Below are 14,897 nucleotides of genomic sequence, written 5' to 3'. Positions count from 1 at the left end.
TAAGAATGCGTAGGCGCCGAGGATGGCGAGGACGAGCACGACGCCACCCCCATCTGCGGCGTCGACCAGAGCCACAGGACGGCGCACGCCAAGCCCGCCATGGAGGTGCGGAGCCCGTGAGGAAGACGCACACCGCGGCGGTGACGAGCAGGGCCACCTTCCACCGCCGCGTCCGCACCAGAGCGAGCGGCAACTGAGCCGACCGCGGGCGATGCAGTCAACACGACCGATGAAACCCGCGATCCGCACCCACCAGCGCAACCAGTCCAGGTCTGGGATGCCCTACGGCAGGGGGACGATCGCGGGGAACGGCATGCTCGGTGAACATGGAGAATGGAACTCTACAGGTGGATCTAGACAGGTCGCACAGCTCATCGCCAGTCCTGCCACGCGTTCATGGATGGCACGTCGGCACGGAGCGCCCGGGAGCGTGCGGGTCTCGCGCCGTCAGTCCACGAATCCACCTGAATCCCCTTTCACTTTGCACCGGGTATCCGGCACAGTCACCACCGGGCCCTCCTTCCGGTGGACTAAGCTCGCGGCCATGGGGGAACGAGCGACGGGACAGCGACCGGCCGCCCCGCCGTCCTTGGACCTCGAGGTCCGCGTCCGCCTCGCCCACGCCCGCATCGCGCATCTGCTGGACCGGGCCGGCATCCGCGGCCTGCACGTCAAGGGCTACGCCACCGAGCCCGGCGTCTACCCCGATCACCGCCGCAGTTCGGACGTGGACCTGCTGGTCCATCCGGCCGATGCCGCCGCCGTCACCGCGCTCCTGCGCTCCCACGGCTGGGAACCGGTCGCCACCTTCTCGGAGGGGTCGATCTTCCAGCACGCGGCCACGCTCTGGCACGACCAGCTGGGCTATGTGGACGTGCATCGGCTCTTCCCCGGCCTCGGAGCGTCCCCCGAGACGGCCTTCGACGCCCTGTGGAGCGAGCACATCCACCTCGTGATCGCCGGCCGGCCCGTCCCGGTGCCGAGCCCGCGCCACCAGCGGCTCGTCGTGATCGTCCACGCGGCCCGCGACCCGTTCCGCGGTGGCCTCGACGTCCGGCACATCCGGGCATCCCTCCCCGCCGAGAGCTGGGCCGCCCTGCGCGAGGAAGCCCACCGGCTGGACGCGGGCGCGGCCTGGCACGTCGCCACGGGCGAGGCCGCCGACGGCGTCGACACCCGGCAGCTGGCCCTCTTCGCGGCGCTGCACGAGAGCCAGAGCGGTCTCGAGCTGTTCCGCACCCGGTGGCGGTCGGCCGCCACGGTGCGGGAGCGGGCCGAACTCGTGGCCCGCACGATCCCGGTGAACCGCCCCCATCTGCAGATGCGCCTGGGCCGGCCTGTCACCCGTGCGGACCTGTGGCGCGAGCAGCGCGCCCGGCTCGGCGCACTCGCCGCCTGGGCCTGGACGAGGGCGGTGCGCCGTGACCGTTGAGACCACCGAGGGCTGGGCGCTCGCCCCCGGCATCGCATGGGCCCGCATCGCCGGCGGCCAGGCCGCCGTCATGACGCTCGAAGCCGGTCAGCCGCTGGTGTTGGGCGCCTCGGGCGACGTGATCTGGGACGTCCTCGTGGGCGGCCGCACCCCGGAGGACGACCTGGTCGCGGATCCGCCGGCGCCGCTGTCGACGACGGACGTCACGGTCCAGGTCGCGGAGGCGTTCGGCCTCGCCCCCGCCGACGTCGCGGCCGACGTCCACGCCTTCCTTGAGATGCTCGAGGCGCACGGCGTCCTCGTCCGCGTGAGGAAGGCCTGACCCGTCTCAGCCCTCCGGCGTGAAGATCGCGTCGACCACCTGCTGCGCCCACTCGAGCAGCGGGACGTCCACGAGGTCTTGACCCATGACCGGCTTGGTCTTGGGACGCGGGATGAGGACGCCGTTCAGGGCCGGCTTGAGCTGCGCGCCCTTGTACATGCGGGTCAGGCGCATCTGACGGGACTCCGGCAGGTCCGCGGCGGGGCCGAACTTCACGTTCTGCCCCAGCAGCATGACCTCGGTGACGCCCGCGGCTCGGGCCCGGTTGCGGAACCGGGCGACGGCGACGAGCGCCTCCACCGGCTCCGGCAGCGGGCCGTAGCGGTCCTTGAGCTCCTCCACCACGGCGTCCACGGCGGCGTCGTCCGCGGCCTGGGCGAGGTTGCGGTACATCTCCAGGCGCAGCCGCTCCCCCGGCACGTAGTCGTGCGGCAGGTGGGCGTTGACCGGCAGCTCCACCTTCACCTCGGCGGGCGCGGTGTCCTCCTCGCCCTTGAAGTCGGCCACGGCCTCGCCCACCATCCGCAGATACAGGTCGAAGCCCACGCCGGCGATGTGGCCGGACTGCTCGCCACCCAGCAGGTTGCCGGCGCCGCGGATCTCGAGGTCCTTCATGGCCAGCTGCATGCCCGCGCCGAGCTCGTTGTGGGTGGCCACGGCCTTGAGGCGTTCGAGGGCCACCTCGCCCAGGGGCTTCTGCGGGTCGTACAGGAAGTACGCGTACGCCCGCTCGCGGCCACGGCCCACGCGGCCGCGCAGCTGGTGCAGCTGCGAGAGGCCGTAGCGGTGGGCGTCCTCCACGATCAGGGTGTTCGCGTTGGCGATGTCCAGGCCGGTCTCGATGATCGTGGTGGAGACGAGCACGTCGAACTTCCGCTCCCAGAAATCCACCATGATCTGCTCGAGCCGGGCCTCGCTCATCTTGCCGTGGGCGACGGCGATCCGCGCCTCCGGCACCAGCTCGGCGATGCGCTTGGCCACCTTGTCGATGGTGGTGACGCGGTTGTGCACGTAGAACACCTGGCCCTCGCGCATCAGCTCGCGGCGGATAGCCGCGGTGACCTGCTGGTCCGAGTACGGGCCCACCGAGGTGAGCACGGGGTGGCGCTCCTCCGGGGCGGTGGCCAGCGTGGAGGTCTCGCGGATGCCGGTGAGGGACATCTCGAGGGTGCGCGGGATGGGCGTGGCGGACATGGCGAGCACGTCCACGTTGGTGCGCATCTTCTTCAGCGCCTCCTTGTGCTCGACGCCGAAGCGCTGCTCCTCGTCCACGATCACCAGGCCCAGGTCCTTGAACTGCACCTGGTCGGAGAGCAGCCGGTGGGTGCCGATCACCACGTCCACCTCGCCGTGGGCGAGCCCCTCGACGACCTCCTTGGACTCCTTGGCGGTCTGGAACCGGGAGAGCGCGGCCACCTTCACGGGGAAGCCGGCGAACCGGTCGGAGAACGTCTGGTGGTGCTGGCGGGCGAGCAGCGTCGTCGGGACGAGCACGGCCACCTGCTTGCCGTCCTGCACCGCCTTGAACGCGGCGCGCACGGCCACCTCGGTCTTGCCGAAGCCGACGTCTCCGGAGACGAGCCGGTCCATGGGGACCGCCGCCTCCATGTCCTTCTTGACGTCCTCGATGGTGGTCAGCTGGTCCGGCGTCTCGATGAACGGGAACGCCTCCTCCAGCTCGCCCTGCCACGGGGTGTCCGGGGCGAACGCGTGGCCGCGCGAGGCCATGCGGGCCGAGTACAGGCGGATGAGCTCGCCGGCGATCTCGCGGGTGGCGCGCTTGGCCTTGGACTTGGTCTGCGCCCAGTCCGAGCCGCCCATCTTGGACAGCGACGGCGTCTCCCCGCCCACGTAGGTGGAGATCAGGTCGAGCTGGTCGGTGGGCACGAAGAGCCGGTCGCCGGGGGCGCCGCGCTTCGAGGGCGCGTACTCGAGCACGAGGTACTCGCGGTAGGACTCCTCGGCGCCGGGGGCGGTGCGCGGGCCGCCGGTGACCTTGCGGCGCTGCAGCTCCACGAAGCGGGCGATGCCGTGCTGGGAGTGCACCACGTGGTCGCCGGGCTGCAGGGTCAGCGGGTCGACGGCGTTGCGCCGCTTCCGGGCCAGCCGCGCTCCGGGGGCGCGCGTGCCCGCGGTGCGGTGTCGGCCGAAGAGGTCGTGCTCCGTGATCAGGGCGATCTGCGCGTCCGGGATCGTGAAGCCGGAGCCGACGGGCGCCGTCGCGATGGAGACCCGCCCCGGGGCGAGGTCCGCGGGCAGGGGCCCGTCCACCACGGAGGCCGTGAGGCCGGCCTCCGTGGTGAGCTCGGCGAGACGGCGGGCGGAGCCGGGGCCGTCGGTGAGGACCACGGCATGCCACCCCTCCGCGAGCCGGACGCGGGTGTGCGCGACCATGGCCTCGATGTCGCCCGAGAAGGTCTGCGGGACGCCGAGGGTGGCGCGCAGGGTGTCGGCGTCGGGCAGCAGCTCGTCGTCCGAGACCAGCGCGGTGACGGACCAGAACCCCTGGTCCTGCTCGAGCGCGGCCGCGCGGAGTTCGGCCACCGTGAGGAAGCCGCCCGCGGCGGACTGGTCCGCCCCGGCCACGTCCACCGGGGCGACCGCGCCCTGCGCGGCGCCGGCCCACGCGGCCTGGAGGAACTCCTCGTTGGTGGCCAGCAGGTCGTCGGCGCGGCCGCGCAGGCGCTCGGGCTCCACGAGGACGGTCAGCGACCCGGTGGGCAGCATGCGGGGCAGCGACGTCATGGCCTCGGCCAGCAGCGGGGAGAGGGACTCCATGCCCTCCACGGCCACGCCCTCGGCGATCCGGTCCAGCATGTCCGCGGCGGCGGGCATGACCGGGATCAGCTCCTTCGCGCGCCGGCGCACGTGGTCCGTGATGAGCAGCTCGCGGCACGGGGGCGCGTACAGCTCGGAGGGGTGGCCCGAGCCGTCCTCCGTGGTGTCCTCGAGGGAGCGCTGGTCCGCCACGGAGAACCAGCGCATCTGTTCCACCTCGTCGCCGAAGAACTCGATGCGCACGGGGTAGTCCTCGGTGGGCGGGAACACGTCGATCAGCCCGCCGCGCACGGCGAACTCGCCGCGCCGGCTGACCATGTCCACGCGTGAGTAGGCGGCGTCCGCGAGCGCGGCCACCACGCCGTCGAAGTCCCGCTCCTCCCCCGTCCGCAGGGTCACGGGGCTCAGCTCGCCGAGCCCGGCCACGAGGGGCTGCAGCACGGCGCGCACGGGGGCGACGACGATGCGCAGCGGGCCCTCCGCGTGCTCCTCGGGATGGGCGAGGCGGCGCAGCACGGCCAGGCGTGCGCCCACGGTGTCCGAGCGCGGGGACAGGCGCTCGTGGGGCAGCGTCTCCCACGACGGGAACAGCGCGGCGGCGCCGGCGGGGGCCCAGGCGGCCAGGTCGGTCACGAGGTCTTCGGCCTCGCGGGTGGTCGCGGTGACCACGAGGACGGCGGCGCGCTCGCCGTGGCCCTCGGCCAGCGCCTCGGCCAGGACGGTCAGCAGGGGCGCGCGGGCGCCGTCGGGCAGGCCGATCTCCAGCTCGACGCCCCGGGACTCGAGCGGCCGGGCGGCGGAGGCGGCGGCCGCCTCGAGCACGCGTTCGGCGCGCAGGCGCGGCAGCAGCGGGGCGAGGACGGGGGTGGTCTCAGGGACGCTCATGCGCGGACCTCCGGGGTGACGGTGGAGCCGTCCGTGGCGGCGGGCAGTTCGGTGGTCATGATCTCCCGGATCTCTTCGAGGAAGGCGAGGACGTCGTCGGCGCCGCCCACCGGGCCGCCGGCGGTGAGCAGGTCCGTGCCGAGCAGCACCGCGGTGGGGAACGAGTGCAGACCGAGGGCCTGCGAGGCGGCGCCGGCCGGGTCGGCGAGCACGAGCGACGCGTCGACGGCGCCGCTGTGGATCGCCCCCTCGGCGCCGGGGGCGTGCTGGGGCATGAGGACCCGCAGCCGGACCGGCCCGAGCGCGTCCTTGAACTCGTCCAGCCGGTCGATCACCCGCGCGCAGGAGCCGCACCCCGTGGACAGGCGCAGGGCCACCACGGCCCCGTCCGCGACCAGCCGGTGCAGACCGGTGTACTCGCCGTCCGCGACCACGACGGCGTCCGGGAACGGGTGGCGTTCGGGCTCGGCGCCGTCGGCCGGGTCGACGGCGGCCTCAGCCTCGGGCGTCGCCGGGGCGGCGTCGGGCGCGGCCGGGACAGACTCGCGCCCGGCCAGGAACGCGGCGGTCGCGAGCAGCACGGACACGAGCAGGGCCCACGCCCACGCCCCGGCGCCGAAGGCGGTGAGCGGCTGCCAGGCCAGGCCCGCGCCGTGCACCGCCAGCGAGACGATCCCCTCGGCCAGGGCCAGGACGGCGAGGGCCAGGAAGACGACGTTGCGGACCACGGTGGTGCGGGAGATCGGGGCGGCCGAGGCCTCGCCGAAGCAGCCGCACGAGACGCCGTCGTCCTGGGCCCGGACCACGAGCGCGAGGAAGGCGGCGAAGAGGGCCACGGCCACCAGGCCGACGACGGGACGCAGCAGGGTGAAGGGCTGCAGGAGGGCGGCGGCGAGCAGCAGCTCGAGCCAGGGGAACGCGCGCGCCAGGGCGGGGGCCGCGAACGGGCGGGGCACCCTGAGCCGGGTGAACGTGGCCTGCACGTCCTCGCCGGAACGGAGCTTCGCCGTCCCGCTCAGGATCAGGATGAGGGCCACGGCCCAGAGTGCCGACATGGCGGACACACCTTCCAGGGGGGGTTCACGAGGGGTCGCGCGGCCGGTCCCGGCGCCGTGCACGGGACCCGGGTCGCGGAGGCCAGCATATAAGGTGAGGGATGGACGCCCATCGCCGTCGGCGAACCGGTGCAGGCCCTCTCACGGCCCGCCGGGCGCGGCCCGACTTGACCCCGAGGAGACACCGTGGCCTTTTCCGCTCAGCAGTCCATCCCGCACCCGCCGGCGGCCGTGGCAGCCGCCCTGGCGTCCGAGGACTTCCACCGTTCCGTGGTCGAGTCCTTCGGCGGCTCCCTGGTCTCGTTCTCCGTCGAGGGCTCCCCGGAGGGCGCGATGACCGTCACCGCCGTGCGCTCCCTGCCCACGGACCGTATCCCGGATCGTGTCCCGGACATGGCCCGCAAGCTCATCGGCTCCGCCCTCCAGGTGGAGCAGGTGGAGCGGTGGGACGCGCCTGCCGCGGACGGCTCCCGCGCCGGCACCACCACCATCACGGTGCCCTCCGCCAAGGCGACGGCGGACGGCTCCCTCCGTCTGACCGCCGCCGGTGAGGGCTCCCAGTTCTCCGTGGACGGCACCCTCGTCTGCCGGATCCCGCTGGTGGGCTCGAAGCTCGCGGCGAAGGCCGAGCCGATGGTGGGCAAGGTCGTCAATCGCCAGGCCCGGGCGCTGTCCTCGTGGCTCGAGCGTGACGGCGGAGCCGCGCGCGGTTGATCTCGTTCTCCCGTCGCCCGGCGCTGTCGAGCCCGTCCCCGCCGGCCCGGCGGGGACGTCGGGCGCTGCCGGCGCCGGACGCCGTGCTCATCGTGTGCACCGGCAACGTGTGCCGCTCGGCCTATGCGAGCCGGGCCCTGCAGGGTCGGCTGGCGGCTCTGGTCCCCGGCCGGGTGGAGGTCGGCAGCGCCGGCTCCCAGCCGAACCAGGCCCTGAGAGTGCCCCCGCCGCTCGTGCGGCTTGGCGCCGAGGCCGGCGTCACCGGGCTGGAAGGCCACCGGCCCGCCGCGTTGCAGCCGTTCATGGTGGCGGAGGCGGATCTCGTGTTGGCCGCGGCTCAGGAGCACATGCGCTTCGCACTCCATGAAGTGCCGCAGGCGGTCACCCGGATGTTCACCGTGCTGGAGCTCGCGGCGCTGGTCCGCGCGATGGACCAGCGGGACGGGCGGGACTGGATCCCCGCCGGTCGCGGAGTGCGCGCCTTCGCCGCGGAGGCGGCCCGCCACCGGGCCCTCGCCCGGTTGACCGCCCAGCCCCTCGACGTCGTGGACCCGTTCCGCGGGCCGGTGGAGGGGTACGCGGAGATGATCCAGATCATGGATCCCGCCCTGGAGACCATCGCGGACGCCCTGGCCCGCGCCGTGAGCCCGACCCCCTGAGCGTGGGGTTGCGCCCCCGTCGAGCACGCCGCGGGGCGGGAGGCTCAGTGGAACGCCTGCTGGGCGGGCTCGAGCCCGTCCGTGACGAGCTTCTCGACGGCGTCCGCCGCGCGGTCCACGTGCAGCGGCAGGACGTCCTGCTCGGGCTTGGTGAAGGGGCGCAGCACGAAGTCGGCCACGTCCATGCGGCCCGGGGGTCGGCCGATGCCGACGCGCACGCGGGCGTAGTCCTTCGTGCCCAGCGAGGCGGTGATGGACTTCAGGCCGTTGTGGCCGCCCTCTCCCCCGCCGCGCTTGAGGCGCAGGGTGTCGAACGAGATGTCCAGCTCGTCATGGACCACCACGAGGTCCTCGGGGCCGATCCCGTAGAAGGACGCCAGCGCGGAGACGGGGCGGCCGGAGACGTTCATGTAGCCGGTGGACTTCGCGAGCACGACCCGCGGTCCCCCGATGCCGAGGCGACCCGTGGCCACCACGGCGCCGGCCCGGTGGCGGGTGAACCCGACCCCCATGCGGGAGGCGAGCTCATCCGCCACCATCTGGCCGACGTTGTGACGGGTGCGCTCGTACTCGGACCCGGGATTGCCGAGCCCGACGATGAGCGTGGTCCCCGTCGTCACGGCGTGATCAGTCCTCGGAGCCCTCGGAGCCCTCGGACTCGCCCTCGGCGGGCTCGCCCTCAGCGGACTCGGCGGCCTGCTCCTCCTGCACGGACTCGTCGCCGAGGTCCTGCTCGACGACCTCGCTGACGGTGGCGATGACGATGTCGTCCTCGAGCTGCAGGGTGGCGCCGGCGGGGACCTGCACGTCCGTGGCGTACACGTGGTCGCCGGCCTCGCGGCCCTCGACGGAGATGGTGACGGCCTCGGGCAGGTCGGTGGCCTCGGCCTCGACCGGCACGGTGACGTAGTCCAGCACGTACTCGGTGCCGGCGGCGACCTCGCCCTCGACCTGCACGGTGACCTCGACGATGACCTTCTCGCCGCGGCGGACCTCGATGAGGTCCAGGTGGTCCACGGTGTCCTTGATGGCGTGGCGCTGGATGTCCTTGGGCAGGACCAGGTGCTCCTCGCCGGCCTCGTTCACGACGGTGAGCAGGGCGTTGGGGTTGCGGACGGCCAGGGTGGTCTCCTGGGCCGGCAGCAGCAGGTGCACGGGCTCCTGGCCGTGGCCGTAGACGACGGCGGGGATCAGGCCGGCACGGCGGGCCTGGCGGGCGGCGCCCTTGCCGAAGTCGGTGCGGCGGGTGACCTTGATCTTGAGCTGGTCAGACATGATGCGTCCTCCTGTGGGGGTCTCGGCCGCGCAACCGGGGGCGGCGCGGGATGCGGCCAGGAGGGGGCTTCAGTGCCGCAGCGGGTCAGCATGCTGACGCGCGGCGGCGGCCTCGTCGATCACGGAGCGCGCGCTCCCTCGCCTGGGCAACCCGGACAGGATAGCACCGGTGGTGCTCGGCGCGTTCAGCGGCCCGCGCGTCGGGACCGCTCGATGATGCGGTCCAGCTTGCGGCGGTGGGCCCGGTCCTTCGCGGGGGCGCCATGGTCCTCCTCGTCCTCTTGGGCGCTCAGCAGGAGTCCGCAACCGAGCACGATGGCGCCGAAGATCGTGATGAACACCTCCCCCAGCTGGAGCGAGGCCACGAGGATGGTGAGGGCGGCCGCTTCGACGGCGACACGGGAAGGCGAACGGTGCGTCCGGGCGAAGGGCCGCAGGCACAGCCAGAGGTAGGCGCCGACCACCACGATCAGGAACGGCCAGCCGCCCTCGACCAGGAGACCCAGGTAGGAGTTGTGGAAGAACATGGACACGTGCTCCAGGTCCACGAATGCCGTGGAGAGGCCCTGGCCGAAGAAGGACGTCTCCGCCACCTTGTCCGCGGACGCCGCCTGGATCTGCGCCCGGAACCAGTCCGTGCCCGTGCGGTCTCCGAAGATCCCGAGGTCGGCCAGGTTCTCCTCAGCCCAGCTGACGAACCAGCCCATGACAACCACCAGTGCGATACGGAGGGCCCGCCCCAGGTAGGGGCTCACGAAGATCCACGCGACCGCGCAGAACAGCGCGGCCATCGAGGTCCGAGAACCGGTGAGGAAGGTCAGGGCGGAGCCGGCACCCAGCACGAGGAGCTTCGGGCCCATGCGCTGCATCGTGGCCACGAGCAGCACGGGCAGGAGCGCGTAGAAGAGGCCGGAGATGTTCTTGTCCCCCAGGAACCCAGTGAGGTACCCACCGTAGGTGTCCGGGACCAGGCCCGCGTAGAAGAGGGGCACGTTGATCAGTGCACCGGCCGTCATCCCGTAGAGGACGCCCTTGATGTCGATCCGCTCGCTGGCGATGGCGTAGATCAGCAGGATCAGGAGCGTGATCCTGGTGGCGCGACGCGTGGGGTCAAGGTCGTTGTACACGGTCACCGTGACGAGATACGCCACCAGGGCCAGCGCGACGAGGGCCAATACGCCGTAATGCGAGAGGTCCCGGCGGGGCTGCCGGAACGAGGCCAGGAGCAGGAGAAGGATCGCGGAGAACTCCGCGAACGGGATCGGCAGGCCCGGAGCGGTGAACGCCTCCATCACCAGGCCGACCGCCAGTACGGCCTCGAACAGCCGCGGTGAGGCCGACGTGACCAGCGGGTTCCACGGGGAGCTGGTCCACGCGGCCTGACCGTCCGGGACGAGGCCGAGCGAGGCGTGGCCCCGGGCAGGCCGATCCTCGGGTGGCGCCACGGCCCTCACAGCGCGGGCAGCCGTCCGGTCACGGGGCGTGCTCGAGCGCATGGTGCGGAACCTTTCATGGACGCCGGGCGATACTCGGTTCAGCGTAGCGCGGTGGCGGGCGCCGTCCTCGGGGCCCTCAGGCCGCACGGTGGGTCTTGGTACCGTGGACCGCGCGTGCCTCGCCCACGACGGCCCGCGCGTCCCCGTCCATGACCCCCGAGGTGCTCCGTGACGATCGTCGACTTCTTCCGCCTGCTGCGCGCCAACCTCCTCCTGCTGCTGGCGGCCGCCCTCGTGGGGGGTCTGTTGGGCTGGGGCTACTCCGCGCTGCAGCCCCGGATCTACGCGTCCGAATCTCAGGGGCTCCTCGCCGCGCGGAACGCGGATCAGAGCCTCATCGCCGGCAACGGACCCGCCGAGAGCCGGGCTCAGGCCTACGTCGCCCTGATCAACAGCCAGGCCGTGCGTGAACGCGTGGCACAGGACACGGGGCAGGACGACGACGACTCGCTCTCGGCGGCGCTCGTCCCCGGGTCCAGCATGATCAAGGTGACCGCCACCTCGACGGATCCCGAGACCGCCGCGCGGCTCGCGAACAGCGCCCTGCAGGCGACGGCGGACGTGGCGGCGGAGGTGGACAAGAACAGCCCCCTGGAGGTCGTGCCCCTGTCGGACGCCCGCGTGCCCTCTGCTCCCGTGAGCCCTGACACCCGTCGCAACGTCCTCTTGGGCGTCGTGGCCGGACTGGGTGCGGGACTCGCCATCGCCGTGCTCCGCCGTCTCCTCGATGTGAAGGTGCGCAGCCGCGCCGACGTGAAGGAGGTCACCGGCGCCGGCGTGATCGGCGCCGTCCCGGAGAACGTCTCCCTGACCCGCACGGGCGAGGAGGCCGTGGACCTCGACCCCCGGGCCGGCGAGGCCATCCGGGCGCTGCGCACCAACCTCAAGTTCGTCTCCGTCGACGAGCCGCCGCGCGTCGTCTCGTTCACGAGCGCGGACCCCTCCGAGGGCAAGTCGACCGTCGCCTCGAACCTGGCCCGCGCCCTGGCCCTGGCCGGCGAACGGGTGCTCGTGGTGGACGCCGACCTGCGGCGCCCCCGGCAGCACGACCTCTTCAAGGTGGCGGGCGACGTGGGCCTGTCCGAGGTGCTGGCCGGTGAGGTGCAGCCGGACGACGCCCTCGCGGCGACCGGAATCCCGAACCTCACGCTGCTCCCCGCCGGCCGGACGCCCCCGAACCCGTCGGAGCTGCTGGGCTCGAAGCGCATGCGGGCCCTGTTGGAGCTGGCATCGGAGGACTTCTTCGTCATCGTCGACTCCCCTCCCCTGCTGCCCGTCACGGACGGCTCGCTCCTGGCCACGGCCGTGGACGGAACTGTGCTCGTGGTGCGTCAGGGGCGGACCCGCAAGGACCACCTGGAGGCGGCTGTGGAGAATCTCACCGCAGTGGACGCGCATCTGCTGGGCGTCGTGATGAACGGCGTCGCGCGCTCCCAGCGCGGCGGCGGCTACTCCTACGGCTACGGGTACGAGAGCACGTACCACAAGTCCCACGAGAAGTACCTCTCGAGCGTCGGTTCGTCCGCGAAGAAGGGGCGGCGTTCACGCCGCAAGGCCCGCACGCGCAGCTGATCGCCCCCACGCACGAAGCCCCCGCCGGAACCGGCGGGGGCTTCGTCGTGCGAGACGGGGTCAGCGCCTCAGGTACGTCCGCAGGCGTCCGCGCTGGTCCGGGGCGGTGTAGCCGACGGCGGCCAGGGGCCCGAGGTCGAGGGCGCTGTTGGTCGGCCGCGGGGCCACGCCCTCCTTGCCGGCCATATACGCGGCGGTGGTCGTGGCGGAGACGCGCCCGGCGTCGTGGCCGGTGTCCTCGAAGACCCACCGGGCGACGTCGTGCCAGGTGACCACGTCACCGCTGTTGGTCATGTGGAACGTGCCCGTGGGCGCGTCCGTGGTGACCAGGTGCAGCAGGGCGTCGGCGAGGTCGTCGGCGAAGGTGAGGCGGCCGTGCTGGTCGGCGACGACGGCCGGGTCGATCCCGCACTCGGCGAGGGAGGCCATGGTGGCCACGAAGTTCTTCCCCTCCCCGATCACCCAGGAGGTGCGGACGATCCAGTGCCGCGGCACGGTGCGCACCGCGGCCTCGCCGGCGGCCTTCGACTGGCCGTAGACGCCCAGCGGCGCGAGCGGGTGGTCCACCGGGTGCTCCTGCCCCACGGGGAGGGCGCCGTCGAACACGTAGTCCGTGGAGACGTGCGCCAGGGGCACGCCGGCCTCGGTGCAGCGGCGCGCGAGCTCGGCGACGGCGGTCGCGTTGACGGCCCAGGCCTGGGCCCGGCCCTCGGGCGTCTCGGCGGCGTCCACCGCGGTCATGGCGGACGCGTTGACCACGGCGCGCAGGCCGCGGAAGTGCTCCCGCGGCCACGAGGCCGGATCGGACATGTCCCACGTGTCCCGGCCGTGGGCCTCCACCGGGATCCCCGCGGCCTCGGCGCGGGCCACGAGGGCGCGGCCGAGCTGGCCGCCGGCGCCGAGCACGAGGATCGGGGCGGGCGGCATGGGGGTGACGTCCGCGAGCAACGGGTGGGCGCGGTCCTTGGCCGAGAGCTCGGCGTCCTCGAGCGGGATGGGCCAGGCGATGGCCGCCGTCGGGTCCGCGAGGTTGAGGAACGTGTACCGGCCCTGCGCGTCGGCGGACCAGTGGTCGTTCACCAGGTACGTGTAGGCGGTGTCCGGCTCGAGCGTCTGGTAGGAGTTGCCCACCCCGCGCGGCACGAAGACGGCCTTCTCCGGGCCGAGCTCCACGGTGGCGACCGCGCCGAAGGACGGCCCCTCGCGCAGGTCCACCCAGGCGCCGAAGATCCGGCCGTGGGCGACGGCCACATACTTGTCCCAGGGTTCGGCATGGATGCCGCGGGTGGTGCCGACGGCGTCGTTGAAGGAGATGTTGTTCTGCACCGGGGCGAGCGCGGCCAGGCGGGGGTGCTCGGCGGCGAGGGCACGGATCTTCTCCCGCTGCCAGTTCTCCTTGAACCAGCCGCGGTTGTCCCCGTGGACGTCGAGATCGAGGACCAGCAGGCCGGGGATGGCGGTCTCGGTGATGCGCATCAGCGGTGCCCCCTCACTGACCGGCGGCGCGGTACGTGGCCTCGACGGCGGCCTTGGCCGGGCGCCACCAGGCCTCGTTCTCGCGGTACCAGCGGACCGTGTCCGCCAGACCGGCGCGGATGTCCGTGAACTGCGGCTCCCAGCCGAGCTCGGTGCGCAGGGCGGTGTTGTCGATCGCGTAGCGCAGGTCGTGGCCCGGGCGGTCGGCGACGAGGTCGTAGTCGTCCGCGGGGCGGTCGAAGAGCTCGAGGAGGATCTCCACGATCTCCCTGTTGTTCCTCTCGCCGTCCGAGCCGATCAGGTACGTGCGGCCGATCTCGCCGCGCTCGAGGATCCGCAGCACGGCCGAGGAGTGGTCCTCCGTGTGGATCCAGTCCCGGACGTTGACGCCCTGGCCGTAGAGGCGGGGCCGGACGCCGTCGATCAGGTTGGTGATCTGGCGCGGGATGAACTTCTCGATGTGCTGGTACGGGCCGTAGTTGTTGGAGCAGTTGCTCAGCGTGGCCTGCACACCGAAGGAGCGCACCCAGGCGCGCACCAGGTGGTCCGAGCCGGCCTTCGAGGCCGAGTACGGGCTGGAGGGGTTGTACGGGGTGGTCTCGGTGAACTTCGCCGGATCGTCCAGCTCGAGGTCGCCGTAGACCTCGTCCGTGGACACGTGGTGGAACCGCTTGCCGTGCTTGCGGGCAGCTTCCAGGAGGACGAAGGTTCCGATAATGTTCGTCTGGATGAACGGCGAGGGATCGTTCAGCGAATTGTCGTTGTGGGACTCCGCCGCGTAGTGCACGACGGCGTCCGACTCGGCGACCAGGCGGTCCATCAGGGCCGCGTCGCAGATGTCCCCGACCTCGAGAGTGACGCGGTCCTCGGGCAGGCCGGCCAGGTTCTCCCGGTTGCCGGCGTAGGTCAGCTTGTCCAGGACGACGACGTCGTGCGCGGTCTCGCGGACGACGTGATGGACGAAGTTCGATCCGATGAACCCGGCGCCGCCGGTGACGAGGATGCGCATGGGGTCAGGGTATCGGGAGCGCTTCAGCTCACCCACCGCCGCCTGACCGGGTGAAACGGAGACACCGCTGATTCGCAAAAATGCTGTCCTTCGGAGGGGCCACTAATCACGGGGTCAACTGAGCTCTGCACGGACGTCGACGACAGACCGAGAAGCGGGCCAAATGGGCCCTTCTGAACGGCATGCCTTCGCCCACTTACGGAGGCTCCAGCCTGAGCAGGGGC

General features: G+C 72.5%; 12 protein-coding genes. 5 read left to right on the top strand and 7 right to left on the bottom strand.

Going from position 1 to position 14,897, the window contains the following annotated elements; genetic code table 11:
• The first annotated feature begins 544 nt into the window (after positions 1 to 544).
• On the top strand, positions 545 to 1,432 hold the full coding sequence (locus tag AC3RKA_RS02755; RefSeq protein WP_102708174.1) for a nucleotidyltransferase family protein: 888 nt from the start codon (positions 545 to 547) through the stop codon (positions 1,430 to 1,432).
• The gene (locus AC3RKA_RS02750) at positions 1,422 to 1,754 is read left to right on the top strand and encodes a PqqD family protein (protein WP_222959009.1); all 333 of its coding nucleotides are present in this window, start codon (positions 1,422 to 1,424) and stop codon (positions 1,752 to 1,754) included. The genes AC3RKA_RS02755 and AC3RKA_RS02750 overlap by 11 nt, the downstream gene beginning before the upstream one ends.
• Positions 1,755 to 1,760: 6 nt before the next feature.
• Here AC3RKA_RS02750 and mfd read toward each other — a convergent pair whose 3' ends face one another.
• Together mfd and AC3RKA_RS02740 are read right to left on the bottom strand one after the other, a co-directional pair.
• Positions 1,761 to 5,417: a transcription-repair coupling factor gene (mfd, locus tag AC3RKA_RS02745; RefSeq protein ID WP_489727459.1), complete on the bottom strand. Its 3,657-nt coding sequence runs from the start codon at positions 5,415 to 5,417 to the stop codon at positions 1,761 to 1,763.
• Positions 5,414 to 6,472 carry a MauE/DoxX family redox-associated membrane protein gene (locus tag AC3RKA_RS02740; protein ID WP_049158519.1) on the bottom strand — a complete coding sequence of 353 codons (1,059 nt, stop codon included), beginning with the start codon at positions 6,470 to 6,472 and terminating at the stop codon, positions 5,414 to 5,416. The genes mfd and AC3RKA_RS02740 overlap by 4 nt, the downstream gene beginning before the upstream one ends.
• A 186-nt stretch (positions 6,473 to 6,658) precedes the next feature.
• Here AC3RKA_RS02740 and AC3RKA_RS02735 point away from each other — a divergent pair, with 186 nt between their 5' ends.
• Together AC3RKA_RS02735 and AC3RKA_RS02730 are read left to right on the top strand one after the other, a co-directional pair.
• Positions 6,659 to 7,186 carry a DUF2505 domain-containing protein gene (locus AC3RKA_RS02735; protein ID WP_049158520.1) on the top strand — a complete coding sequence of 176 codons (528 nt, stop codon included), beginning with the start codon at positions 6,659 to 6,661 and terminating at the stop codon, positions 7,184 to 7,186.
• Positions 7,183 to 7,845: an arsenate-mycothiol transferase ArsC gene (locus AC3RKA_RS02730; RefSeq protein ID WP_489727458.1), complete on the top strand. Its 663-nt coding sequence runs from the start codon at positions 7,183 to 7,185 to the stop codon at positions 7,843 to 7,845. Before AC3RKA_RS02735 ends, AC3RKA_RS02730 begins: the two co-directional genes overlap by 4 nt.
• A 44-nt stretch (positions 7,846 to 7,889) precedes the next feature.
• Here AC3RKA_RS02730 and pth read toward each other — a convergent pair whose 3' ends face one another.
• From pth to AC3RKA_RS02715, 3 genes are all read right to left on the bottom strand, one after another.
• The gene (gene pth, locus AC3RKA_RS02725) at positions 7,890 to 8,465 is read right to left on the bottom strand and encodes an aminoacyl-tRNA hydrolase (RefSeq protein ID WP_049158521.1); all 576 of its coding nucleotides are present in this window, start codon (positions 8,463 to 8,465) and stop codon (positions 7,890 to 7,892) included.
• A gap of 7 nt (positions 8,466 to 8,472) precedes the next feature.
• The gene (locus tag AC3RKA_RS02720; protein ID WP_049158522.1) at positions 8,473 to 9,120 is read right to left on the bottom strand and encodes a 50S ribosomal protein L25/general stress protein Ctc; all 648 of its coding nucleotides are present in this window, start codon (positions 9,118 to 9,120) and stop codon (positions 8,473 to 8,475) included.
• A 185-nt stretch (positions 9,121 to 9,305) separates the two neighbouring features.
• Positions 9,306 to 10,565: an O-antigen ligase family protein gene (locus AC3RKA_RS02715; protein WP_049158523.1), complete on the bottom strand. Its 1,260-nt coding sequence runs from the start codon at positions 10,563 to 10,565 to the stop codon at positions 9,306 to 9,308.
• Positions 10,566 to 10,784: 219 nt separating this feature from the next.
• Here AC3RKA_RS02715 and AC3RKA_RS02710 point away from each other — a divergent pair, with 219 nt between their 5' ends.
• Complete coding sequence (locus AC3RKA_RS02710) at positions 10,785 to 12,188, top strand: tyrosine-protein kinase domain-containing protein (protein ID WP_049158524.1); 1,404 nt, start codon at positions 10,785 to 10,787, stop codon at positions 12,186 to 12,188.
• Positions 12,189 to 12,248: 60 nt separating this feature from the next.
• Here the strand turns inward: AC3RKA_RS02710 and AC3RKA_RS02705 are convergent, their stop codons facing one another.
• Positions 12,249 to 13,664, bottom strand: coding sequence for a sugar nucleotide-binding protein (locus AC3RKA_RS02705; protein WP_489727457.1), 1,416 nt, complete (start codon positions 13,662 to 13,664; stop codon positions 12,249 to 12,251).
• 13 nt (positions 13,665 to 13,677) lie between these two features.
• Positions 13,678 to 14,673: a dTDP-glucose 4,6-dehydratase gene (gene rfbB, locus AC3RKA_RS02700; protein ID WP_049158526.1), complete on the bottom strand. Its 996-nt coding sequence runs from the start codon at positions 14,671 to 14,673 to the stop codon at positions 13,678 to 13,680.
• Between the last annotated feature and the right edge of the window lie 224 nt (positions 14,674 to 14,897).

Source organism: Micrococcus sp. iso_229 (genome assembly GCF_058072725.1).
Note: the sequence above shows the minus strand (reverse complement) of the source record. Positions and strands in the feature narration are given on the sequence as shown.